The sequence below is a fragment of the bacterium genome (genome assembly GCA_022763185.1).
Taxonomy (GTDB): Bacteria; Bdellovibrionota_G; JALEGL01; order JALEGL01; family JALEGL01; genus JALEGL01.
Map to the genome: position 1 here is coordinate 198,788 of JALEGL010000015.1, position 21,095 is coordinate 219,882.

Consider the following 21,095-nt stretch of genomic DNA (forward strand, 5'->3'; position numbering starts at 1 on the left):
TTAAGACTGTGGTTTTGTGTTGATTCATTCATGCTAGGCTAGCACATGCATGAAGCAAATAAAATGTTTATACTTTTTTGTTTGTTCAATTCTAAGCAGCATTTTTAAGTCTATGTTTTTGTCTTTGACAGACTAAACATGACTTAGTATGTCATAGCTTATGAATTTAACGCTTTTTAGAAACTGTTTTTTTGCTTTAAGCACTCTTGCTTTTGTAGGCTTTGCCCAAAATCGTGCCTCTTTTGTTAAAGGGGATGTACCCACTGAACAATTTATCAAACAATTGACAGGCTCTTATGAAGTTATAGACACGGACACCAATAAGCATTGCCCTTTAAGTTTGGGAGATACTTTTGTTATTACCTATACCACGCAATTTCATATGGGTAATCAATCAGTGGGGGTCTTTAAGATTCATACCGATACCACATCCGAAGACCGTTTTTACTTGGGTCAAAAAAACCTGCCTCAAGACAATGCTGATCAACGGGTATGGACCGGTGTTAAAAGTTCCATCGATGAAGATGCTAAACGCATGTCGCGTGTAGTCGCACGCTATTCAGCAAATACGCAGAGCTGGACCAAAACTCACTTAAGCTTTGATTTTTCTTATGCGCCTGGGACATACTTACAGGTTCGTCAAAGCTCAGCCCAATGCAACTCCTTTGAAGATGATCTTCCGGTATGGAACGGTGGGAGCTCGGAAAAACTGCCAGACAGCTGTGAGTTTATTGAAGTAGGGGATATTGATATTCCCCCACCTTTTTATTGTCTAGGCAAAAAACTAGCTTTCAGCAGTGTGCATGCTTCAGAATAAGTGATCTTTCAATAGTAAAAAACCGTATCTAATAGGCACTGGTTTTATTCAAGAGCTCAATGCTGGTTATCTCTGAACGGCCATAAAAGCGCATGGGCGGCCCCCAAAAGCCAGTACCCGGATTGACATAAATTTGCATGTTGCCGTGCTGGTAAAGCCCTTTAAGATAAGGTTGATCTAAAGCCACCAACATTTGAAAAGGCCAAATTTGACCATTGTGCGTATGCCCTGAGAGCTGTAAGTCAATGCCATGTTTCTCCGCATCCACAATCGATTTAGGCTGATGCGCTAAAAGGATGCTAACTTTATCTTTTTGACAATGCTCAACAGCTTTAGCAAGCTGTGGTCCATGACCGGGAATAAACTTACCGCCAGAAACATCATCAATCCCCACCAAGTTAAAACTATGCTTTCCATCAGCAATTTCAACAGCCGTATTGCGCAAGGTGTGAATGTTCAGTGTCTTTAAATAATCAATCCAAGCCTGAGCCCCAGCATAATACTCATGGTTGCCGGTCACAAAATAAACCCCATGTTTGGCAGACAGGTGTTTTAGTTCTTGTGCGAGCGGTGCAAGTTGTTCAACAGGCGCATCCACCAAGTCACCCGTAATTACGATTAGATCAGGCTTTTGTGCATTGCACAGAGAAACAGTTTGCTTGATATAGGCTTCTTGAATGATATCCCCTATGTGCAGATCTGAAATTTGTACAACCTTAAAGCCACACAAAGCTTTGGGCAGTTTGGATAAAATAATGTTTTGCTGTTTAACTTTTGGGCCCCGCTTGGCTTGCCCATAGGCATAGAGACTAATCACACTAGCCAAACTGACCACAATCATCATTTTAAAATAAGCTTGGTCAGAGCCGGTTAAAAAAACTCCTTCTGCTGCCCATACCGGTAAGATAAAAACCAGATCACACAAAATAAAACCCACCAACAAAAAAAACATCAGGCCCATCCAGCAATAAGCCAGGTATGCATGGATACGGTGTAAACTTTTGGGAATACGCCGGTACAAACTGAGCCTGCTCAACATGGTCAAAAACAGGAACAATAAAGCCAGACTTAAAGTCCATTGCCAAACAGTCCCTAATTTAGGGGCAAAAATAATTTTCCAGGCCAAATAAGCATGAATCGCCAACAAGACACTGATAAAAACCCATACAATTGCTGGGAGTCTTAGTTTCATAGCCGTTCATTTTCACATTATGTTGCATTCGTCGATCTTTATGTGCAAATTAATTATTCAACATGATCTGCTTTACAGGCCTCACATGCATAATAAATCATAAAACTTGATTATAATTATTTGACAAATATAAGTTGTTGAATTTAGAATGACACTGGTGGTTGTTGCGGCTTTTACCTTATTGTGCATGGCTCTGTTTTTTTGCCCTTTTTCTAAGTCCACCTCAGACCGTATGTCGCATAAACCCAACAAACCTTTCAAGGAGTGTGCTTATGCCTAAAGATAAAATTCCAACTCAAGACGCCTATCAGGTCATGGAGCACAATCACAAACTTAAAGAATTGGATCAATTAGAAGATGCGTTCTGGGATGACATCGATCAGGCTCTCGCCGATGAACTGTCCCCAACCACATTTGATGAAGAGCTCTTGGTCCCTCCCCACGACACCTACCACCCAACCTTTGCCAACATGGAAGCGCCAGTTTCTCCAGCCATGCTGGCCATGCAAGAGACTTTATTGGCGGCTTTATCCGTGCACCTAAACCCACTAGCCCGTTACATGAAAGCCTTGTCTAAAGGTGAAGAATCGGCTGAAGTGTTTGAAATCATAGAAATGATGATTTCTTCATTGATTCCTAAATTAGAAGAAGCGCAGTTGACCAAACACGCTGAAGAGCTGATTTTTTTTAGATCGCTCATGTTTTTGATTTTAGGTGAGTCTGATCAACACGCCATTGATCAGCTTAAAAATGTTATTTTGGAAGCCTATAAAGATATTCAAACAACTTTTCAACTGGATTACAGAGGCTACAGAAAAGCCATTGAAAACATTGTTGAGTTTTATCGAGCCATGAAACGGACTCCGAGTATTCATGCTGAAGACATCCGAAAATTTTTTGGCATTGGGGTTCCCTCCATCACTTGGGTGCGTAAAACCAAAAGTGATGAACTGATCTCGCTTAGCGGTATCAGCGCTCAAAGCATGATGGAGATGAAAAAATTGGCCCATGTATACCACTGTTTACCTACAGGCGCGCAAAGCATGCGCAACAACTTTGGCAAGCGAGATAAACCAGCTTCTCAAACAAAGCCCTCTACAGGCACAAGCCATAGCTTTGATGAAGATTTAGAAGTTACCAAGCCAGATATCTATATTGATATTGCTGATTTTTAGTAATTTTTTAAGCTTTATTCTGGAATGGGTCCAAATAAACTTTCTGCCACTGCGTACATAAACACAATAACCACCATCATTCCAAAGCCAGCCAACAACGACAAAGGCCAAGACTTAGCAGCTTTGTTTTTAAGCTGGGCTCGGATTTCTTCAATATTCAACTGTTTTTCTTTAAGTTTATAAAACTGTATACAGGCCCTGTTCAACAAAAAACCGTTGCAAAAAAAAGCCAAAGCTATGGTTACACCCGTTGCTTTAATGGAACGTAAAGCAAAATAGGCCTCAATAAAAGGCAAAAGTGAAAAAACGGCCAGTAGTGAAAAATACATGGTCCATTGTCTTCTAAAACCTAACCAGAAGGGTAAGAAAAAGAAGGCTCCCCAGTTGGCGCTGAAAGTCATGATGTTCTCATTGTCTTTGGCCTTATCATAAAAGTCTAGCAACTTGTCTGATCCTTCACCACAGTACAAAGCAAAAGTCTCACGGTCAATCCATAGGCTGGTGTCTTTAGAGTTAAATTTCATAGTTGCTTCCTTTACTGTTTGAGTTCATCCAATAATTTTTGCGGATGTTCCGCTGCGCGGGTGACTTTAACGGCTTTTTCTATTTTTCCCTGTTCATCAATTAAAAATGTGCTGCGAATTACTCCCATGACTTTTTTACCGTACATGTTTTTTTCGCCAAAGGCACCAAAGCTCTTGGCCAACTCATTGTCCTTGTCCACCAACAAATGAAAGCCAATATCGTATTTATCAATAAATTTTTGATGAGACGCTTGTGAATCTTTGCTCACCCCTAAAATGGTGTAACCCAGTTTTTGATACTCCTTGTACAATTGAGTAAAGCCTTGCGCTTCTTTGGTACAGCCAGGCGTGCTGTCTTTGGGATAAAAATACAATAAAACTTTTTTACCTTTATATTGGCTTAAAGCAATCACTTCTCCCTGTTCATTGGGTAATTTAAAATTGGGGGCTTTTTTTCCGACCTCTAGCATGATTTTCACCTCTTCATTGTTCCGTTAAAGTTCTATATTTTCCTCTTTCTTCTAAGGTCAAGCATGGTCCAAGGAAACTTGGTTCAACTATAACAGGCGACCATAATTTTTTTCAATTTTTTTCTCACAGTTTGAGCTTTCTATGCTAAGATGTATTGCTGATTTGGTTGATAAAACATAAGATAAACCCTTTATGTTTGCCTTGCTTTAGCAGTACATGTATAGACCGCAAGTAAATTTGTCCGAGGAGAAGAACAATGGCAAAAAAATTAAGCAAAAAAAAATTAGAAGAGTTTCGTAAAGTACTTTTAGAAAAAAAGAAGACTTTGGTGAATGAAGCGGTTGAGACCATGGGAGATTTAACAGAATCGCAGGAACATTATGCGGATATGACTGACCAAGCCTCAGCTGAAATGGACAGAAATTTTTTGCTGCGTGTGCGTGATCGTGAAAGAAAATTGATCATGAAAATCAACTCGGTTATTGCCAAAATAGATGACGGCAGCTATGGCGTGTGTGACCTTTGCGGTGACCTTATTGCTGAAGCCCGTCTTTTAGCCCGTCCAGAAACCACACAATGCATTGAGTGCAAAACCGATATGGAAGAAATGGAACGCAAAGCCAAAATGGTTGGCTAATCCATTAAGTATTCAAGCCTTTTAGAGAGTCTTTACAACGGCTCTCTAAATTCTTTAAAACCTGTTGTTTCCCTTAATTTAAAGCAGGCTTTTGACCATTGTCATTTTTCATTGTAAAAGCTTTAGCTATGACAAAGATTAAAACGGCAGTTATTCCTGCTGCGGGTCTTGGCACCCGGTTTCTACCCGCCACCAAACAAACCCCCAAAGAACTGTTGCCCATTGTTAATCGACCCGCCATTGAATACGTCGTAGATGAGCTGGTGGCCAGTGGTATAGAAACAATCATCTTTGTTTTACACCCAAGCAAAATGGCGATTTTAGATCATTTTAAAGCCAACGAACGCATTGAACAGGCTTTGCAAAGCCCTGACAAACAACACATCTTGCAGGCTGTCACCGCCTATCAGGGCAAAGTCAATTTTGACCATGTGTTTCAACATGAGGCCAAAGGACTAGGCCATGCTATTTTATGTGCCCAGGAAAAAATAAATGAAGACTATTTTGTCGTGGCCTTACCCGATGATTTGGTTTTGCATTCCACACCATGTCTTAGACAAATGTTAGCTTGCTTTGAAAAGTATGAAGCCTCGGTTTTAGCTTTAGAGCATGTGCCCATGGAGAAAGTTCATCAATACGGCATCATTGCTGGGCCACAGGTGGAAGAAAAGACTTTTAAAGTGGAAGAGATGGTTGAAAAACCCAAAGCCGAGGAGGCTCCCAGCCAAGAGTCTATCATTGGTCGCTACATTTTGGATAAGCGCATTTTTACTTACATCCAAAACCAGCCCAAAGGTGCCTTGGGAGAAATTCAACTGACAGATGCTTTATTAACTCTAGCCAAAGAACAAGGTTTGTATGGCTATAGTTTTACTGGCAAACGCTTGGATACCGGTCAACCGCATGGTTTTATTGAAGCCAACATCATGTATGCTTTAGAAGAAAATTCTGGCTACAGCGCTCAAGTCAAAGATATCATTCAAAATCTTCGGAACGCGCTTTGAATATATCTATACCTTGTTATAGGACGACATATTTTTTAGCACATGACAATTCTGCATCAGTATAAAAAAAACTAAATTCTCTATTCAACGTAAAGCTGTATAAAACAAAGACTTTATTTGCAGTTGACTTTAAGCCAAGAATTGAATAGTTTTTAAGCGAGTTGAATTTACAGTAAGGAGCGGGCATGAAAGCTTTAGGAATCGCCGTGATGTTGGCTTGGAGCATGTGCTTTGCACAGCAGGCGCCGCAAGCACCCTATCAGCTAAAGGTTAACTCCGTCACTTATACATCAGATACTCTAAATCTCAGCGATGACGCCTTAGGCAGCTTGGCGCAGTTTCTCAACCTTTTTCATGGGACCTATTCACCCAGCAACGAGTGCAACGCTGCTTTTCAACAGCTCACTTTCAGCAAAGCCTTGATTGAATGCAATGAAAAAAATGAATCTTTTATCAGCATAGGCATAAGCAAAGGCTCTGAGGCCAGTTCAGAAAATACCATCATCGGAACGGTGACCAAGCATATGACCAAAACCGAATATAAAGATGGAATTCCCACAACAAGTAAGGTTTTATTTTCAACAAAGGGAAGCTATGATCAAAGCGCGTCAACATTGAAGCAGAGCATTGATATGATGGGCCATCTTATTGAAGAAACCTATAAGTTAACCGATCAAGGCCTTTACGTGGTCTATGATTCCAATCAACTGGGCAGCATTGACTGCCGTTATGAACGATTTGTCCAGCCTTAATTTAAAATCATCAAGGTCAATGCGTCGCGCTATATAGCCTTGACTTTTTCATTTTAATCTCTTAGTTATGCTTGCAACACATCAACGATGTAGAAAGGGAAGAAATGAAAAAAATAGTTTTAATATTAATATTGATCAGCTTTAGCGTGTTTGCACAGAATACGTCTACACTTAACTTGGAAAATCCAAAATATACGTCAACTACAATGATGTACAGTTCATCGGCAATCACAAACATTCTTCAAGCTTTGAATAATTTCTACGGTACGTATCAAGCTCAAAGTGACTGCAATGAAATTTTGTTTAGGACCTTCGTGTTCTCTTCACCCTATGTAGGCCAAACCAATATCGGAACCCGCATTGTAGGAATTGATTTAACTAAAAACAACAGTACTAATCTTGATGAGACTATCTTGGGTAGCGTTGAGTACGACGCGACTTTGGTGGAAACATATAATCCTCCTTTAAGAGATGGTAGGACCGGTGCAACCACAACGGGAAAATACAAAGTCACGGGATCATTCAATCAAGCAGATTTAATTTTAACCCGTGTCATCAATGAGTTTGGAGATGAGATCAAAGAAGAGTATCAATACTTTACAGATAGCGATACTTTAAAAGTCACTTACAGTTCCAGAACTGCGCCTACGATCTCATGCGTTTTTGAAAAACAATAAGCAAAATTTTTTGATTGATAAACTTCATTAAGCCCTGCACAGCAGGGCTTTTTTAGTATATAACACCTACTGTGCCACAGCTGGTTGACATAGCGCTGACGCTACCTTTGGATCAGACCTACACTTATACCGTGCCTGAAGGTTTGGAGCCCAAGCTTGGGCAAAGGGTGCTGGTTCCTTTTCACAATAGAACCTTGACCGGCTTTGTCTTTTCCAGTGCGCGAGCTCTGTCTAAAAAAGATCAAGAGAGCAAGCGTCGCTATAAAAGCATTCATTCTTTTCTTGACCCTGAAGCCATGCTCAGCGCCGAACAAATAGAGTTGGTTCACTTTCTGAGTCAGCACTATGGTGCTTCTTTGGGAGACAGTTTAAACTGCGTTTTACCCCCAGGATTGCTCAAACAAAGCAAGCGTAAAATTACGGTTCTTCATACGGACGTCGTGCACCCACAAACAGATGTTCAGAACGTGTGGCAGCATCTTTATGGAAGACAAAACCTAGACTACTCTTACTTTTTGCGTCAACATCCCAAAAGTCAAAAAGCTTTAAATACCTTGGTCAAAGAAGCTTGGATTCGCATTGAGCAAACTTTGCAAAACGATAAAGCCAAAGAGCATTATGAAAGTTTTTATTCTCTATCCAAAACGGTCAAAGCCTTTCCCCGCTTGGGTAAGAATCAAAAAAAACTCTTGGACCTTTTTTTAAATGAAAGCGTGATCATCAGCAAAACAGATCTTGCACAGGTGGATAAAAAACTTATGCAAACGGCAAAAGACCTGGTTCAAAAAGGTATTCTGCATGAAGAAAAAACGCTTAAGAATTTAAAGAGTCACGATATCTTTATGCATGCCCCCAAGCATCAGCTCAATCAAGATCAGCAGCAAGCCGTGGATCAGGTCAACGCAGCGATCAAAAATAATACTCATGAAGAGTTTTTACTTTATGGTCCAACAGGCAGCGGCAAAACCGAAGTGTATTTAAACTGTGCTCAAGCGGCCTTAGCCCAAGGCAAAACAGTATTGGCTTTGGTTCCAGAAATCGCGTTGACACCGCAGTTTATTGGAAGATTCAGAGCCCGCTTTGCTGATCAAGTCGCCGTATTGCACAGCGCTTTAAACGCCAGTGAACGTTTGACCCAGTGGCAAAGAATTGTTCGCAAAGAAGCAACCGTTGTCATTGGGGCACGCAGTGCTGTGTTTTCACCTTTGGACAACATTGGCCTTATTATCTTAGATGAAGAGCATGACAGCTCTTACAAACAGCACGAAGGTTTAAAATACCACTGCAAACATTTGGCGCAAAAGCGTGGCAAAGACCATGATGCCGTTTTGCTGATGGGCTCTGCCACGCCCAGCATGGAAAGTTTTTATGCCAGTACATCGGAACAAGTACAATACATAGAGTTAAAAAACCGTGCCCATCAAAACAGCCAACTGGCTGACACCGAAATCATTAACATCAAACATGAATTTAAAACTTTTGGTGAAAAAGGCTTGATTTCTGAAAAACTTAAAACGGCTCTGCAAGAAACTTTGGAAAAAGGTCAGCAGTCGGTTGTTTTTCTTAACCGGCGTGGCTTTGCTCCCATCATTCTATGCACCAGTTGCGGTGAAAGCCAAAAATGCCAGCATTGCAGTGTGGCCTTAACCTACCATAAAAAAAGCCAAAGCTACGAGTGTCATTACTGTGGCTTTAGCAAACCCAAACAAAGCCGCTGTGGCCAATGCCAACAGGGCAAAGTCATTCACTTGGGCCTAGGAACCGAAGCGGTGGAGCTGGAATTGCAGCGCTACTTTCCAGATGCCAACATAGCGCGCATGGATCGAGATATTTTAAAAAAGAAAAATGCCCATAAAGACTTGTTGCAACAATTGGCCTACGGTCAAATTGATATTTTGGTGGGCACACAAATGGTGACCAAAGGTTTGGATATAGAAAACGTAACGCTGGTTGGGGTTTTGTTGGCCGATCAAAGTTTGCACTTTCCAGATTTTAGAGCGGCAGAAACCACCTTTGCTTTGTTAACCCAGGTCATTGGCCGCAGTGGAAGAGGGCAGTTTAAAGGCAAAGCCTTAATTCAAACCATGCAGCCTGATCATTACGCCATTAAACATGCTGTGCAACAAGATTACCCTGGTTTTTATCAACAAGAAATTCAATTTAGACAAGAGTTGGCTTATCCACCTTTTGAGCACATGGTATTGTTTAACATCAGTAGTAAAGAAGAGCAGCTCTGCCAACACACAGCGCAGTGGTTGGGCAAACAGGCTCAACAGTGGCAAAGCAATTTAAACGTAGATCTTTCTTTTTTGGGACCGGCACCATCCCCTTTAAAAAAAATAAACAAGGTTTACCGCTTTCAATTTTTGCTCAAAGCCAAAAACAAGAACACCCTGCACGACTTTGCTTTAAAACTGCACCATGCCGCTAAGTTGGCTTTGGCTCAAAATAAAAAGGTCAATCTCCATATGGACATTGACCCTTATCATTTTTTATAAATAAGCTGCTTAGCTAATTCTGGCTTTACAATAATATTCAATAAAGACAATGTTGTTTTGATTCAGTCCTTGAACAAAGGATTGTAAAGGTAACTCATAGTTTTTGTATTTAAAAATCAAGCCGTATTGGCTGTTGTACTGAAAAGAAAGCGGTTCAAACACCAAGCGACTAGGAAAATCTCTTTCTGCTGTACCGGACATCATCATCTCCGTTGGTAAAACAAAAACTCTTGCGTAAGCTTTTGGACATGCTTCTGTGTTAGGAATGATCTCTTCTTTTAAAAAGTTATCTAGATCTATATTCAAAGCTTTTTTACTCATATTCTCTAGATATTTAATTTGATAAGCTGCTCGCCTGCGGTAATAAACCACTTCATCAATGTAATAATCATTGTTGCTGACCTTAACAACTTCCTCTGAGTGTTTTTGTTTTCCATCTGCTTTTATTGGAAGAATATGACGTGAATCATGACGCTGCATAAAAATATGACCATCATGAAACAAGGTCCAAAAATTAACATCCACATCGTTGATCTCTATTTTTTCAACAGACCTTGGATTAACCAACTGCGCCCAAGAATTGCTTACAGCGCATAAGATAGCCAAAATACTTAGTTTTAATTTTAAATGCTTCATTTGTATTCTCCCCTAAAAAACTTTATTTTTATTATTTACGCAAAACAGCAATTTTTGTCAAAAACATATTTTGTCTTATTATTTCAGGCCTGACATCTTGATCAATGCTCTAATACGGGGACAGCTACCTTAATTGCGTTGAAAATATAGGCACCTCTCCTTTGAATAAAGGTAGCTGTCCCTTTAATAAAATAGAGTTAATTTTTTGACATGTTTGTACAAAGTCTGTTTTAAAATAGGCCACACAAGCAAACAACCATTCTTTTTAACAAGGAGTTTTTTTATGCACAAACCTTCCACGATTTCACCGTCAACCCCCTTAATTGATGTCCTGTGGCACACAGATGCCTTTACTCAAGGCGAGCGTTTGTTGCGTCAGCTGACTTTGATTGTTGTGGGATCTTTGTTAATGGCTGCCAGTGCTTATGTTGAAATTCCTTTTTATCCCGTGCCCATCACCGGCCAAACCTTTGCTGTGATTTTAATTTCCTTATGCTTTGGCAGCCGTCTGGCATTTTTAAGCACCTTGACTTATTTGGCAGAAGGCGCTTTGGGTTTACCCGTCTTTGCCGGCGGTGCCGGTGGCTTTATCCACTTGTTTTCCCCCTCTGGTGGTTATTTGTTTGGATTTTTAGCGGCTTCTTTGCTCAGTGGCTTATTTGCAGAAAAAGGCTATGACAAGCACCCCATCAAATTGGCCTTGGCCATCACCTTGGGGCATGCAGTCATTTTTGCCTTTGGTTTAATGGGCTTGGGCTTGTATTTTGGTTTTGATCAACCTTTGTTAAGCTGGGGCTTGATTCCTTTTATTCCTGGTCTATGCGTAAAAACTTTGGCCATTTTAGCAGTACTGTCACCCACATGGGCTTTGGTCAAACGTTTTAAATAAACCCTAAAGTACCCAAAGGTACCGGCTACCTTTGGGTACTTTTTTTGTAGCATGAACCTTGTATTTCAAACTGCTGACTTGCTTTTTCAAAAACGTTTGGGCCTCACAGGTGAGGCCATTGTGGCTTCACGCTCAGTATTAAATGAAGCCGAGTTCAACCATGTTGCGTTTTTTATATCTGATGCTCATTTGATCCATGCTGTAGACCCACACGGTGTGGAAAAAATTGCTTTGTCTGCTTTGTTAAGTTCTGGTCAAAACGTTCAAGTGATGCGTATAAAGCATTTAAATTCACGGTCAAAGACCTTGGCTTTAAAAAAAGCTCTCACACAACTTGGAAAACGCTATGATTTTGATTTTTCAGGAAATACAGACAAAGCTTTTTATTGCAGCAGCCTGATCCAATATTTATTTCCACAGTACTTTAAGCAACAGCCGATGACCTTTAAAGATAAAAACACACAAACCTTTCACCCGCATTGGCTTGAGCATTTTGATAAACTTGGAAAAGCTATTCCAGAAGGCGCTTTAGGAACACATCCTATGGGTTTATTTCAATCCAACTGTTTGGCACCTGTTCCTCAAAGCCATGGCATACCTTTACAAAACGTTTAAAATTCTGGCTTTAATTTTTGATAGGTCTGCTCTAGGGTTTCTGGCAATACCCTTGTTTCGCCAATGATGGGCATAAAGTTGCTGTCCCCCACCCAGCGCGGAACCACATGATAATGCAAATGTTGCGGAATGCCGGCGCCACCGGCTTTGCCCATGTTCATGCCCATATTGCAGCCATCCATGCTGCTTTTATTTTTTAAAGCTTTGATACTTTGGGCAATAAAATCCTGCATTTCATAATGACAATCTTGCGATAAAGCTAAATAATCATCGCCATGCTGATAGGGAATAACCATGGTGTGTCCGCAACTGTAAGGGAATTTATTAAGAATAATAAGACTGTGTTCACCCCGATGCAAGACCAAGTTTTGTGCATCGTTTTTTGAATCATCTTCAATGATGCCACAAAAAATACAGCTATGATTTTTTCGTTTGTGTGGATTGTTCTTAATAAAATCCAAACGCCAAGGGGTGAATAAACGTTGCATTGTTTGCCTATATCTTATCTTAAGCGTTTAATAAATAAGCTTTTTGAAGAGAGTAAGACCTTTAATGCTAAAACTGAATGTGCACAGGCTAGTTTTGATCTTCTTTTGACAATTCTTGCCAGCGCTCATACACCGCTTTGGCTATGGTCATCACGTGTTCTCGATACCAGGTTGGGCTGTTGTAGGTTTTGATGGCAAAGTCTTTTCTTGCTTCGCTTTCTCCCCAGGACTTGGATAAATAGCGCCCAGCTAAGGGAATCATATCGTCTAAGTTGTTGGGGTCAAAGGCATCATCTTCTGTAAGGATGCCACGCAAGGTGGAGGGCATGAATTGAACGGGGGTAAAGGCGCCCACCCATGAACCCTCTATGGTTATGAAGGTTGTGGTAGACCAGTCCTTATCTTGCGCAATGTTCATTAAGTCACGCAGCTGAACAATCGACTTTTCTCCTCTACGTTTGGCGCGTGAAATCCATATGCTTTTGCTTACAAACTTAGAGCCTTTAACAAAGGTTTTATCGGTCAGGTTGTTGGCAAAACCATGATTTAAATCAATTGCGGTGTAATACTGCTGCAATACATGATTTCTAAAATCTTGGTCCAGCAGAGCAATCCAGCTGGCTAAGGTGGCTACGGTTGGAAACTTAACCACACCTTCATAACTGCCAAAAAAAGACTCAATGGATACAATTCCGCCAATGAAGGGTGCTTCAACGCCGCAGTTTTTCTCCATGTCTGATAAAGTATAGCAATGCTGTTCTAAAAAAGCTTCGGTGGCTTGAATCGACGTATCCGACTGCAAACGGGCCAAGACATTGTCCAAACCTCTGTTTCTATCTTTAAACTTAGCCCCAATGCTTAAATCAATCCAAATGGCGTAGCTTTGAAACTCTAAGTTTTCAGCATTGATGTCATTCAACCAGCTTAAATCATAAATATCATTGTTGTTTGCATGCTTGTTGCCAGAGCGTTTCTTGCTGAGTTTTTCACGAACTTTTTCTAATGCCTCGGCCCATAAGTCTGGATCTATCTGAATATTTTCCGTCCACTGCATAAAGGCTGGCTTGTCTGAAGACCTATCTTGCGACCAAGCAGCTTGAACATGAAATAAACAAACCCACAAACCTAAAAAGAATCTCATCACCACCGTCATAAAGAATCCTTAGCGCAAGTCGTCAAAATCAACAAAGCAAAAACGTTTATATAGCTATAATTAGTTTTTATAGTATTTTTAAATAAGCTATCTTTAAAACTATAATTAAAAAAGTTAAAAAAAGATTTTTACCCACCCACTCAAACAGCGGGCCGTAAACGGCCCAAACTCGTGGCACGAAATTCTTTTTCTTTTTTATTCCGGGGACAGTCGACTGAATTTAATTTATGCAAATTAGGTTTAGATTAAAGTAGCTGTCTTCGGAATACTATAGGTTAACTATTGATATTTATTCTAAAATTTTTAGAACAAAAAAGCCTATGTTATAATTGAGAGAAGATATGATAAATTCTCCTAAAAAAACAATTGGTTTTACGCTTGTTGAGCTGATGATTTCAGTTGCTATTATTGGTATTTTAGCTGCAGTATCCATCACTGCTTATCAAAAATACATCATAAATTCTAAAGTTTCTGAGGCTTATGGAATGGTGCGAAAAATTTTTGATGGAGCTGCAACATACGCTCAAACATCTGCCATTATGGTTAAAGATTCAGATACAGGTGAACTTAAAGAATGTGTCAAAGCAAACAAATTTGGAAAGATTTCAGGATGGCCCAGTAATGATCCAAACATGCCGGGAAAAGTAAAAGCTTATGTTGATTATAGTGTTTTATTGCCCAGCCAGGGTGTAAGCTCTAGTCCTAGTTTTAGTAATGCTGGATTCAATTGTGGAACTACAAAGGATCCTTTACCTTCAGATTATGGTATAGGTGTTTCTTTATTAAGTAATTATTTTCAAGATTATTACCGCTACAGAACAAATAGTGAGATGTCCTTTGTTTATCATTTAATCCCTAATGATTATCAGCTGTTAGCAGATCTATCCGCTGAAGGAAAAAATGCATCATCATCCATTAGAAGTGTTCATACCACTTCTTCAATTTGGGCAATCTCCGATTTAGATGGAGATTTTAATATGGATAACGATGATTCAGTTGCAATTTCAGATTTTATTGATCCTCTTTCAAGAAGCAATAAACTTACCTATCTGACTCGAGGCATTTATATTGATACTGTTAGCGGCGATATAAAAGGTACCGATGGAATTTACACTGAAAATTTGGGAGAATGAAATAAATATTTCAGTAACACACCAATAACTTTTATAACACCAGGGCAGTGTGAAGAATTGTGGCATGTTCCAATAAAGAACATCTATATTTTACTCATTCTACAAAAATTTTGCAGTTCTTTGCAACCCCAAAAATAACTTCCTTTGTTATAAGTTGTTTTGCGGGTTGGTACTTACAAGTAAATCCTCAAAAGATTTAAAATGCTTTTTTGTAATGTGAACCTCGTCGTTTATCAAAATTCTTTCGTGGTCTATTTCTATAATTTGCGCATCGCCATTTTTATTTTTGTTCTTTAAATCAAAACATATTGGATTATAAAAAGAATGTTTTGAACTACCAATTTGAATCATTCCTTTTTTTTTCAAAGATTCATACAAAATTGTATCCGAAAAAATTTTATTTTCTAAATCATACTCTTGGTTATTTAAACTATTTCCCCAAAAGCATATTTCATTGATTTCAAAACTTAAAAAAGAATACGATGAATACAAGTATGAAAAAAGTGGGGGTAATTTTGAAAAAAGATTACTTTCAAAACTATAATGCCTTGGGTTATCTATTTTTTTAAACTCCCATCTCCTGATTTAAGAAGACCAGGAATTTCTTCAGCATGAAGCGCTTCAAATTGACGATTAGAATGAATAACATTGACCCATGAGTCAACCAAGCTCGTATTAATATTTTTTTTCATATGGTTTAGTTTTAAAAAAACACATTAATAATACTTTAAACAAAAATCATTCTAGTCGATGTTAAAATATCATCAAATCCGCATTGGCATGATGACGCTGACGTAGTTGTCTGTGTCTGGAAGTTTAACCACGCCGGGGCTTTGATTGTGATCCAATTCTAGTTTAACCTTATCGGTTTGGACCACAGATAATGCATCCAATAAATACTTGGCATTAAAACCAATGGTCATTTCATCGCCGTTAAATTCAGCGGCAATGTCTTCTTCTGCTTCACCCAGTTCTGGAGAGTTGGCAGACAAATGCAGTTCATTGGCTTTAAATTGCATCTTAACGCATTTGGATTTGCCTTCAGATAACAAGGAAACGCGTTTCAACGATTCTTTTAAGTCATTCTTTTGTACCATAACAGTCTTACGGTCACCTTGTGGAATGACTTTGTTATATTCCGGAAAATCACCCACCACCAATTTCATAAAAATGGTGTTGCTGTCATTGCTAAACACACATGTGGCTGGAGAAATAGAAACATTGATAGCACTGCCTTCACCTTCAGCTAAAAGCTTTTTTAATTCCATAATGCCTTTGCGTGGCAGAATAATTTTCTTTTCCATTTGCATGGTTTCTTCACTGCTTAAAGGGCTTTTGTACAAAGACAGTCGATGACCATCGGTGGCCACCATGTTTAAATTTTTGTCGCTACCGATTTCCAATAAAATACCGTTAAGATTGGCACGCACTTCATCAGTACTCATGGCGTAAGAGGTATATTCAATGCCTTTGAGCAACGTATCTTTATTGACTTTATAAAAGGTAAAATCTGTTTTGCGCGGCATCTCAGGAAACTCGGCAGCATCGACGCTGGCCACTCTAAAATGAGCTTTGCCGCTTTTAATATTCAACCAACCTTTTTCGTCTTTTTCTAATTCAACAGTATTGTTGGGCAGCTGTTTAATAATATCAATTAGAGTATGAGCTGAGGTGCAGATTTTTCCTGGAACATCATTGTCAACCGAACATGAACTTTCAACAGAAATTTCTAAATCTGTGCCATAAGCGGTTAAGCTGTTGTCTTTGATATCCAACATGATGTTGGATAAAATAGGCATGGTGGTCTTTTTCTCGGTGACACTGACCACAGATTGCAAGACTTTCATTAGATTTTGTTGTTCACAGGTCCATTTCATAAGCGTTATCCTTCAACTTGATTGATATTAATTTGCTCTAATTCATTTTGCTTATATGATTTGTTTGGCTTTTTGTAGTTTTATTTTACTTTCAGCTTAAGAATTTTTTAAGTTTGTTTTCAGAGTTTCAAGTGAATGATTAAATAGTATAGATATAAAATAAAAGATCATCATCATAGTAAGTCTTGTGGATAAGTTCATTCTTCTTGCTAAGTATTTAAAATTAAGTTTATTTTTAACTAATTTTACTGTGAATAAAGATGTGATTATTGTGCCTAATGAAGGGATAAGTAACTTGATGACTATCTTATCCCCTATTTATCCCAAACTTATCCATAGCTTTTAAACATCTTATCCACAGTAAAATGCGATTCATGAACTACTGTATTGATATTGTTGGTTTTTTATTGGAAAAAAGTTTTATTTCTTCTGGGGATAAGTTTAGGCCAGATGTTAAAAATATACTTCTCAAAAAATATTAAATATAAGTTAATAAATTAACTATTATTTTTAAACCATTATATATAAAGGTTTATAAAGTAGGTGATTTGTAAGATACTGAAAAGATGAAAAATAATAAAACGCGTCAAAAAAAAATAACAAAAGCAAAGACTTAATGTAAAAAATAAGAAAACTTAAAAGTCTTGAAAAACCAGGGACTTATCCACAGGTTAAAAAAAAGTAAATTTTTATTGGCCGATAAGCTTGACGGCACAGACCCTTTTCTGGCTTATTGAAAAGTCCCTATGGAGAAAACTTGGCAAAAAACGATTCATCACTTGCAAGAGCGTTTACCTGCGCATGCCTTTAACACGTGGATTAAACCCTTAAGTTATAAAGATACACAGGATAATCAGATTTTTGTTGAAGTTCCCAATACCTATTATCGTGATCGCTTGCAAAGTACCTATTCTAGTATGATTAAAAAAACCTTGCGTGAGTTGAGTCAAGATTTAAACATGGACGTGGCTTTTGTGGTCTCTAGCAACACACCGGTGTTCAGTCATGATCAATTGCAAAAAATATCTCAAGAAAAAACCAGGCAAAAATTGGCGCAAAGCAAGCAACAAGAAGAAAAGATTCAGCAAAACCACACCCTTTACCCCCAATACACTTTTGAACAATTTGTGGTGGGTACCGGTAATCAGTTTGCCCATGCTGCCGCTCAATCGGTGGCCAGTCAACCGGGGCAACAATACAATCCCTTATTTTTATACGGCGGTGTAGGTTTGGGGAAAACCCACCTTTTGTGTGCCATTGGTCATCAAATCAAACAAATCAATCCGGGCGCTAAAATTATTTATGAGACCTGTGAGCAATTTACCAACGGCATGATTAATGCTATTCGCTATCAAAAGACCGAACAGTTTAGAAACCGCTACCGTAAAAACTGCGACTTGCTGCTTTTGGATGATATTCAATTTTTATCCAAAAAAGAACGCACACAAGAAGAATTTTTTCATACCTTCAATGTTTTACACCAACAAAACATTCAAATTGTGGTGACCTCAGATGAACTGCCCAAAAACATTCCGGACATTGATGACCGCTTGCGCTCACGCTTTGAGTGGGGATTGATGTGTGATATTCAAGCGCCAGATTTAGAAACCCGGGTGGCCATTTTAGAGAAAAAAATCAGTGATCTTCATTTGGATGTTGATCAAGAGGTTTTGGTTTACTTGGCAGAAAAATTTCAAAATAACATACGGGCTTTAGAAGGGGCTTTAACTCGTTTAAGCGCGCAAGCTACTTTGTCCAACTTGAATATTGATAAAGCCTTTGCGCAAAGGGTGTTTTCTGATCAGGTCAGTGCCAGTGTGCTTACGCTAGAAACCATTATGGAGAAAGTGGCTAATTTTTTCATGTTGTCTGTGGCGGATTTAAAATCCAGTAGTCGTAAGAAAAACATAGCTTTTCCAAGGCAAATGGCCATGTACTTATGCCGCAAACATACCCGTCACTCGTTTCCTGAGATTGGTCAAAAATTTGGCGGCAAGGATCACACCACCATCATGCATGCGGTTAAAAAAATTGAAGAGCTAAAAGACAAGCAAGACGATACGGCCCACACCTTGGCAGCAATAGAAAAAACCTTGAAATAAAGTCATAATAGCCAAAACTGGCCCAACAACAAAAGCACAAGTATCTGAATTATATGTGTTTTTATGTGGTATGTTTCTTGCTCTAAGTTTAATAGAATGAAGGCAAGTGTGTATAAAAAATTTTGGGGGATTGGATCTGTATGTTCATAAAAAGAGTGTTGGCAATGCTGGCCTTGGCCAGCATTCTTGGTGTTAATCCGGTTTTGTCACAGAAGCTTGACTGTGCTTCGCTCTATCAAAGTCCGCAAGATGTTTGCCGTTGTTTTCTCAATCAGCAAGGTTTTATAGATGACGTGGAGGTAGCGTCGCTTTATCATTACTCTATTCTTAACAACATCAATTTACGGGTGTTGAGTAAAAACGAACAAGAAAGTCGAAAAGCATTGTTGCGTTTGGTATCCTTTCTGCATTATTTTCCTCAATTGAAATCGAGTTACGCACAAAACCGGTCTATACAAACGGTAAGAACCAGCGACGAACGTTCAAAAAGAGTAAACAGTTGCGATATGTTTCATGATCAATTGACGGTTTATGTTGAAGACTTGGTTTTTTTAGATAAAATTGAACAAAAATTTATTGATCAGCAAATTATAGATCCTCGCCCAATTCAAAAACCTGACGCCAATATTCTTTTTGTGGTTGATGGCAGCAACTCGCCGCTAGCAACAAACAGTTTAGATCAAACTCACTTTTTTTGGGCTTTAAAGTCTATACGCGATAATTTAAAATTTCTTCCTAAACAAAGTAAGGTTAACTTTGCCTTGACCCGAATTTCAGTTGAAAGCAAATACATTGAGCTCAACAAAGATAAATACCTTTACCCATCGTATCAAAATATAGCGGTTTTTCGTCAATGGTTGGATGAGAGGTTGAGTGAATACACCACCGATAAACAAGTTTTTTTGGATTTTTTTGAAGAATATGAACCTTGGTTAGAACAAAGGTATGAAGGGGAAAAAAGATCATTTCAATATTGGACAGAGGAATTTGCGAACACGCAAAATCCAAAAACAAAAGCAGCTAAAGAACAAGCTCAAGCTAGCTTGGAGTTCATTAAGAAGGAATACAACGGTGTTCAAGAAGTGAAAGCCAACATGAACTCTTTAAGCATAGAGCAAATTGTAAAAGCCTGTCCCATATCAATTGGGCGAGCTATTCGAAAAAAGATTTTTGCGCAAACCATGGAGTTGGATCACAGTGACCCTGAGGATTTGGTGCATGACGAAGGCATGAGAAACATACTGCGCAGTGAACAGTTTTCTGGTCAAGAAAAAAAACCCGACTGGCTGGTTTTTCTGAGCGATGGAGGCATTACCAATGTATTGCTAGAAAGCAGTCTAAACAACATAGACTTGGAAAAAAAACAGGTCAAGGCCTCTGAAGTAAAAATTCAATTGAAACCTTTAAAATCAGAGCAGTATCAACAAGAGTATTTTGATCAACTTTTTTCCACAACCTGGGTGCAAGTTTTAGCTCCTGTAGAATAAATAGCAAAATGCGTGTTGCGGGCTAAAGCGTCCAATTCAATTAAAAACAGTTGACAGGCCTTAGCGAATGTGGTTTTTTGTGGGCCTGTTTCGTATTTGAAATTTGCAGTTTTGAAAAAACTGAAGAAAAAACAGATTAATTTTAGGCCCTTAAAGGTATAAATAAACTTTAAGGCAGAGGAAACAAGGAAATTAGTATGTCTAAAAGAACCTATCAACCAAGTAACTTAAAGCGTAAAAGAAAACACGGTTTTCGTGAGCGCATGAGCACCAAAGCTGGACGCGCTATTTTGAATGCACGTCGTCGCAAAGGCAGAAAAAGACTGGTTGTCAGTATTGCTAGCAAGTAATTGGATGAGCACTGGTCATGTTTGCCCAAAAGCATGATTTTCCAAAAAAGCAGCGGATAGCAGATAAAAAAGATTTTGCTTTATCCAAAGCCACAGGGAAACGTTTTTATCAACATGATCTGTTTTTAGCCAAATCCAAGAACACCTGTGGCTTTGCACGTCTGGCGGTGGTTGCCAGCAGAAAAACCGGCAATGCGGTTTTAAGAAATCAGTGGAAAAGACAGGTTAGGGAAGTGTTTAGACACAGCAAACTACAAGCCAGTGATTATGTTGTTGTTCTTAAGCCCAGTATCAAAGAGCAGAATAAAACTAGCGTTGCTTTACAAGTTAAACAGTTGTTCAAGCAACATCTGATGGAGAAAGATAATAAAAGCAATGTTGCATAGCTTAATTATAAGTGCTCTTAAGTTTGTTTTGAAAGCTTACAAACTCTTTGTGTCCCCTTTTTTGGGAACCCGCTGTCGATTTCATCCCAGTTGTTCAGAGTATTGTTTAGAAGCCATAGAAAAAAAAGGTCTAGTTTACGGCACGTTTTTAGCGCTTAAGCGCATTGTTCGTTGCAATCCTTGGTACAGCGGCAAAGACCATGTTTTAGAATAACGATGTTTGTTTAAAAAG

22 protein-coding genes and 1 pseudogene are annotated in these 21,095 nt (G+C 38.9%); 15 read left to right on the plus strand and 8 right to left on the minus strand.

Going from position 1 to position 21,095, the window contains the following annotated elements; all coding sequences use genetic code 11:
* Positions 1-160: 160 nt before the first annotated feature.
* Entirely contained in the window at positions 161-817 is a 657-nt protein-coding gene (locus tag MRY82_10430; protein MCI5073336.1) for a hypothetical protein, read from the plus strand.
* A gap of 28 nt (positions 818-845) precedes the next feature.
* On the opposite strand, the gene MRY82_10435 is transcribed toward MRY82_10430, so the two are convergent.
* Positions 846-2,009, minus strand: a complete 1,164-nt coding sequence (locus MRY82_10435) for a metallophosphoesterase (GenBank protein MCI5073337.1) — start codon at positions 2,007-2,009, stop codon at positions 846-848.
* Between the two features lie 272 nt (positions 2,010-2,281).
* On the opposite strand from MRY82_10435, the gene MRY82_10440 reads away from it, so the two are divergent.
* The gene (locus MRY82_10440) at positions 2,282-3,184 is read left to right on the plus strand and encodes a hypothetical protein (protein ID MCI5073338.1); all 903 of its coding nucleotides are present in this window, start codon (positions 2,282-2,284) and stop codon (positions 3,182-3,184) included.
* Between the two features lie 14 nt (positions 3,185-3,198).
* Here the strand turns inward: MRY82_10440 and MRY82_10445 are convergent, their stop codons facing one another.
* Both MRY82_10445 and bcp read right to left on the minus strand, forming a co-directional pair.
* Positions 3,199-3,708 (minus strand): DUF2628 domain-containing protein, encoded by a 510-nt coding sequence (locus tag MRY82_10445; GenBank protein ID MCI5073339.1) that lies wholly within the window; start codon positions 3,706-3,708, stop codon positions 3,199-3,201.
* 11 nt (positions 3,709-3,719) lie between these two features.
* Positions 3,720-4,178 (minus strand): thioredoxin-dependent thiol peroxidase, encoded by a 459-nt coding sequence (bcp, locus tag MRY82_10450; GenBank protein ID MCI5073340.1) that lies wholly within the window; start codon positions 4,176-4,178, stop codon positions 3,720-3,722.
* Positions 4,179-4,435: 257 nt separating this feature from the next.
* Here bcp and dksA point away from each other — a divergent pair, with 257 nt between their 5' ends.
* The 5 genes from dksA (at position 4,436) to priA (ending at position 9,747) form a co-directional block, all read left to right on the plus strand.
* Positions 4,436-4,816 carry an RNA polymerase-binding protein DksA gene (gene dksA / locus MRY82_10455; protein ID MCI5073341.1) on the plus strand — a complete coding sequence of 127 codons (381 nt, stop codon included), beginning with the start codon at positions 4,436-4,438 and terminating at the stop codon, positions 4,814-4,816.
* Positions 4,817-4,944: 128 nt separating this feature from the next.
* The gene (locus MRY82_10460) at positions 4,945-5,820 is read left to right on the plus strand and encodes a UTP--glucose-1-phosphate uridylyltransferase (GenBank protein MCI5073342.1); all 876 of its coding nucleotides are present in this window, start codon (positions 4,945-4,947) and stop codon (positions 5,818-5,820) included.
* 185 nt (positions 5,821-6,005) lie between these two features.
* Complete coding sequence (locus MRY82_10465; protein MCI5073343.1) at positions 6,006-6,572, plus strand: hypothetical protein; 567 nt, start codon at positions 6,006-6,008, stop codon at positions 6,570-6,572.
* Positions 6,573-6,676: 104 nt separating this feature from the next.
* Positions 6,677-7,249: a hypothetical protein gene (locus MRY82_10470; GenBank protein ID MCI5073344.1), complete on the plus strand. Its 573-nt coding sequence runs from the start codon at positions 6,677-6,679 to the stop codon at positions 7,247-7,249.
* A gap of 71 nt (positions 7,250-7,320) precedes the next feature.
* Positions 7,321-9,747, plus strand: coding sequence for a primosomal protein N' (gene priA / locus MRY82_10475; protein ID MCI5073345.1), 2,427 nt, complete (start codon positions 7,321-7,323; stop codon positions 9,745-9,747).
* A gap of 9 nt (positions 9,748-9,756) precedes the next feature.
* On the opposite strand, the gene MRY82_10480 is transcribed toward priA, so the two are convergent.
* Positions 9,757-10,383 (minus strand): hypothetical protein, encoded by a 627-nt coding sequence (locus MRY82_10480; protein ID MCI5073346.1) that lies wholly within the window; start codon positions 10,381-10,383, stop codon positions 9,757-9,759.
* A gap of 283 nt (positions 10,384-10,666) precedes the next feature.
* On the opposite strand from MRY82_10480, the gene MRY82_10485 reads away from it, so the two are divergent.
* Together MRY82_10485 and MRY82_10490 are read left to right on the plus strand one after the other, a co-directional pair.
* Complete coding sequence (locus tag MRY82_10485) at positions 10,667-11,272, plus strand: biotin transporter BioY (protein MCI5073347.1); 606 nt, start codon at positions 10,667-10,669, stop codon at positions 11,270-11,272.
* A 51-nt stretch (positions 11,273-11,323) separates the two neighbouring features.
* On the plus strand, positions 11,324-11,887 hold the full coding sequence (locus tag MRY82_10490; protein MCI5073348.1) for a hypothetical protein: 564 nt from the start codon (positions 11,324-11,326) through the stop codon (positions 11,885-11,887).
* On the opposite strand, the gene MRY82_10495 is transcribed toward MRY82_10490, so the two are convergent.
* A complete protein-coding gene (locus MRY82_10495) occupies positions 11,884-12,375 on the minus strand; it encodes an HIT domain-containing protein (GenBank protein MCI5073349.1) in 492 nt (163 codons plus the stop codon). The genes MRY82_10490 and MRY82_10495 overlap by 4 nt on opposite strands.
* Before the next feature lie 88 nt (positions 12,376-12,463).
* Positions 12,464-13,516 (minus strand): lytic murein transglycosylase, encoded by a 1,053-nt coding sequence (locus MRY82_10500; GenBank protein ID MCI5073350.1) that lies wholly within the window; start codon positions 13,514-13,516, stop codon positions 12,464-12,466.
* Positions 13,517-13,872: 356 nt separating this feature from the next.
* On the opposite strand from MRY82_10500, the pseudogene MRY82_10505 reads away from it, so the two are divergent.
* Positions 13,873-14,007: pseudogene (locus MRY82_10505) on the plus strand (prepilin-type N-terminal cleavage/methylation domain-containing protein).
* An 801-nt stretch (positions 14,008-14,808) separates the two neighbouring features.
* Here MRY82_10505 and MRY82_10510 read toward each other — a convergent pair.
* On the minus strand, positions 14,809-15,153 hold the full coding sequence (locus MRY82_10510) for a hypothetical protein (GenBank protein ID MCI5073351.1): 345 nt from the start codon (positions 15,151-15,153) through the stop codon (positions 14,809-14,811).
* A 272-nt stretch (positions 15,154-15,425) separates the two neighbouring features.
* Positions 15,426-16,538 carry a DNA polymerase III subunit beta gene (gene dnaN, locus MRY82_10515; protein MCI5073352.1) on the minus strand — a complete coding sequence of 371 codons (1,113 nt, stop codon included), beginning with the start codon at positions 16,536-16,538 and terminating at the stop codon, positions 15,426-15,428.
* Between the two features lie 746 nt (positions 16,539-17,284).
* On the opposite strand from dnaN, the gene dnaA reads away from it, so the two are divergent.
* The 5 genes from dnaA (at position 17,285) to yidD (ending at position 21,077) form a co-directional block, all read left to right on the plus strand.
* On the plus strand, positions 17,285-18,640 hold the full coding sequence (gene dnaA / locus MRY82_10520) for a chromosomal replication initiator protein DnaA (GenBank protein MCI5073353.1): 1,356 nt from the start codon (positions 17,285-17,287) through the stop codon (positions 18,638-18,640).
* A gap of 140 nt (positions 18,641-18,780) precedes the next feature.
* Complete coding sequence (locus tag MRY82_10525; GenBank protein ID MCI5073354.1) at positions 18,781-20,127, plus strand: hypothetical protein; 1,347 nt, start codon at positions 18,781-18,783, stop codon at positions 20,125-20,127.
* A 197-nt stretch (positions 20,128-20,324) separates the two neighbouring features.
* On the plus strand, positions 20,325-20,477 hold the full coding sequence (rpmH, locus tag MRY82_10530) for a 50S ribosomal protein L34 (protein MCI5073355.1): 153 nt from the start codon (positions 20,325-20,327) through the stop codon (positions 20,475-20,477).
* A 17-nt stretch (positions 20,478-20,494) separates the two neighbouring features.
* Complete coding sequence (gene rnpA / locus MRY82_10535) at positions 20,495-20,863, plus strand: ribonuclease P protein component (GenBank protein ID MCI5073356.1); 369 nt, start codon at positions 20,495-20,497, stop codon at positions 20,861-20,863.
* Entirely contained in the window at positions 20,853-21,077 is a 225-nt protein-coding gene (yidD, locus tag MRY82_10540) for a membrane protein insertion efficiency factor YidD (protein MCI5073357.1), read from the plus strand. The genes rnpA and yidD overlap by 11 nt, the downstream gene beginning before the upstream one ends.
* Positions 21,078-21,095 lie beyond the last annotated feature (18 nt).

Excerpts from the sequence above, each read along its gene's own strand:
- MRY82_10525 (MCI5073354.1), top strand. The coding sequence starts at position 18,781 with ATGTTCATAAAAAGAGTGTTGGCAATGCTGGCCTTGGCCAGCATTCTT.
- MRY82_10470 (MCI5073344.1), top strand. The coding sequence starts at position 6,677 with ATGAAAAAAATAGTTTTAATATTAATATTGATCAGCTTTAGCGTGTTT.
- yidD (MCI5073357.1), top strand. The coding sequence starts at position 20,853 with ATGTTGCATAGCTTAATTATAAGTGCTCTTAAGTTTGTTTTGAAAGCT.
- bcp (MCI5073340.1), bottom strand. The coding sequence starts at position 4,178 with ATGCTAGAGGTCGGAAAAAAAGCCCCCAATTTTAAATTACCCAATGAA.
- MRY82_10440 (MCI5073338.1), top strand. The coding sequence starts at position 2,282 with ATGCCTAAAGATAAAATTCCAACTCAAGACGCCTATCAGGTCATGGAG.
- MRY82_10465 (MCI5073343.1), top strand. The coding sequence starts at position 6,006 with ATGAAAGCTTTAGGAATCGCCGTGATGTTGGCTTGGAGCATGTGCTTT.
- dksA (MCI5073341.1), top strand. The coding sequence starts at position 4,436 with ATGGCAAAAAAATTAAGCAAAAAAAAATTAGAAGAGTTTCGTAAAGTA.
- MRY82_10480 (MCI5073346.1), bottom strand. The coding sequence starts at position 10,383 with ATGAAGCATTTAAAATTAAAACTAAGTATTTTGGCTATCTTATGCGCT.
- MRY82_10490 (MCI5073348.1), top strand. The coding sequence starts at position 11,324 with ATGAACCTTGTATTTCAAACTGCTGACTTGCTTTTTCAAAAACGTTTG.
- MRY82_10485 (MCI5073347.1), top strand. The coding sequence starts at position 10,667 with ATGCACAAACCTTCCACGATTTCACCGTCAACCCCCTTAATTGATGTC.
- MRY82_10435 (MCI5073337.1), bottom strand. The coding sequence starts at position 2,009 with ATGAAACTAAGACTCCCAGCAATTGTATGGGTTTTTATCAGTGTCTTG.
- rpmH (MCI5073355.1), top strand. The coding sequence starts at position 20,325 with ATGTCTAAAAGAACCTATCAACCAAGTAACTTAAAGCGTAAAAGAAAA.
- MRY82_10460 (MCI5073342.1), top strand. The coding sequence starts at position 4,945 with ATGACAAAGATTAAAACGGCAGTTATTCCTGCTGCGGGTCTTGGCACC.
- MRY82_10495 (MCI5073349.1), bottom strand. The coding sequence starts at position 12,375 with ATGCAACGTTTATTCACCCCTTGGCGTTTGGATTTTATTAAGAACAAT.
- rnpA (MCI5073356.1), top strand. The coding sequence starts at position 20,495 with ATGTTTGCCCAAAAGCATGATTTTCCAAAAAAGCAGCGGATAGCAGAT.
- dnaA (MCI5073353.1), top strand. The coding sequence starts at position 17,285 with ATGGAGAAAACTTGGCAAAAAACGATTCATCACTTGCAAGAGCGTTTA.
- MRY82_10500 (MCI5073350.1), bottom strand. The coding sequence starts at position 13,516 with ATGAGATTCTTTTTAGGTTTGTGGGTTTGTTTATTTCATGTTCAAGCT.
- dnaN (MCI5073352.1), bottom strand. The coding sequence starts at position 16,538 with ATGAAATGGACCTGTGAACAACAAAATCTAATGAAAGTCTTGCAATCT.
- MRY82_10430 (MCI5073336.1), top strand. The coding sequence starts at position 161 with ATGAATTTAACGCTTTTTAGAAACTGTTTTTTTGCTTTAAGCACTCTT.
- MRY82_10445 (MCI5073339.1), bottom strand. The coding sequence starts at position 3,708 with ATGAAATTTAACTCTAAAGACACCAGCCTATGGATTGACCGTGAGACT.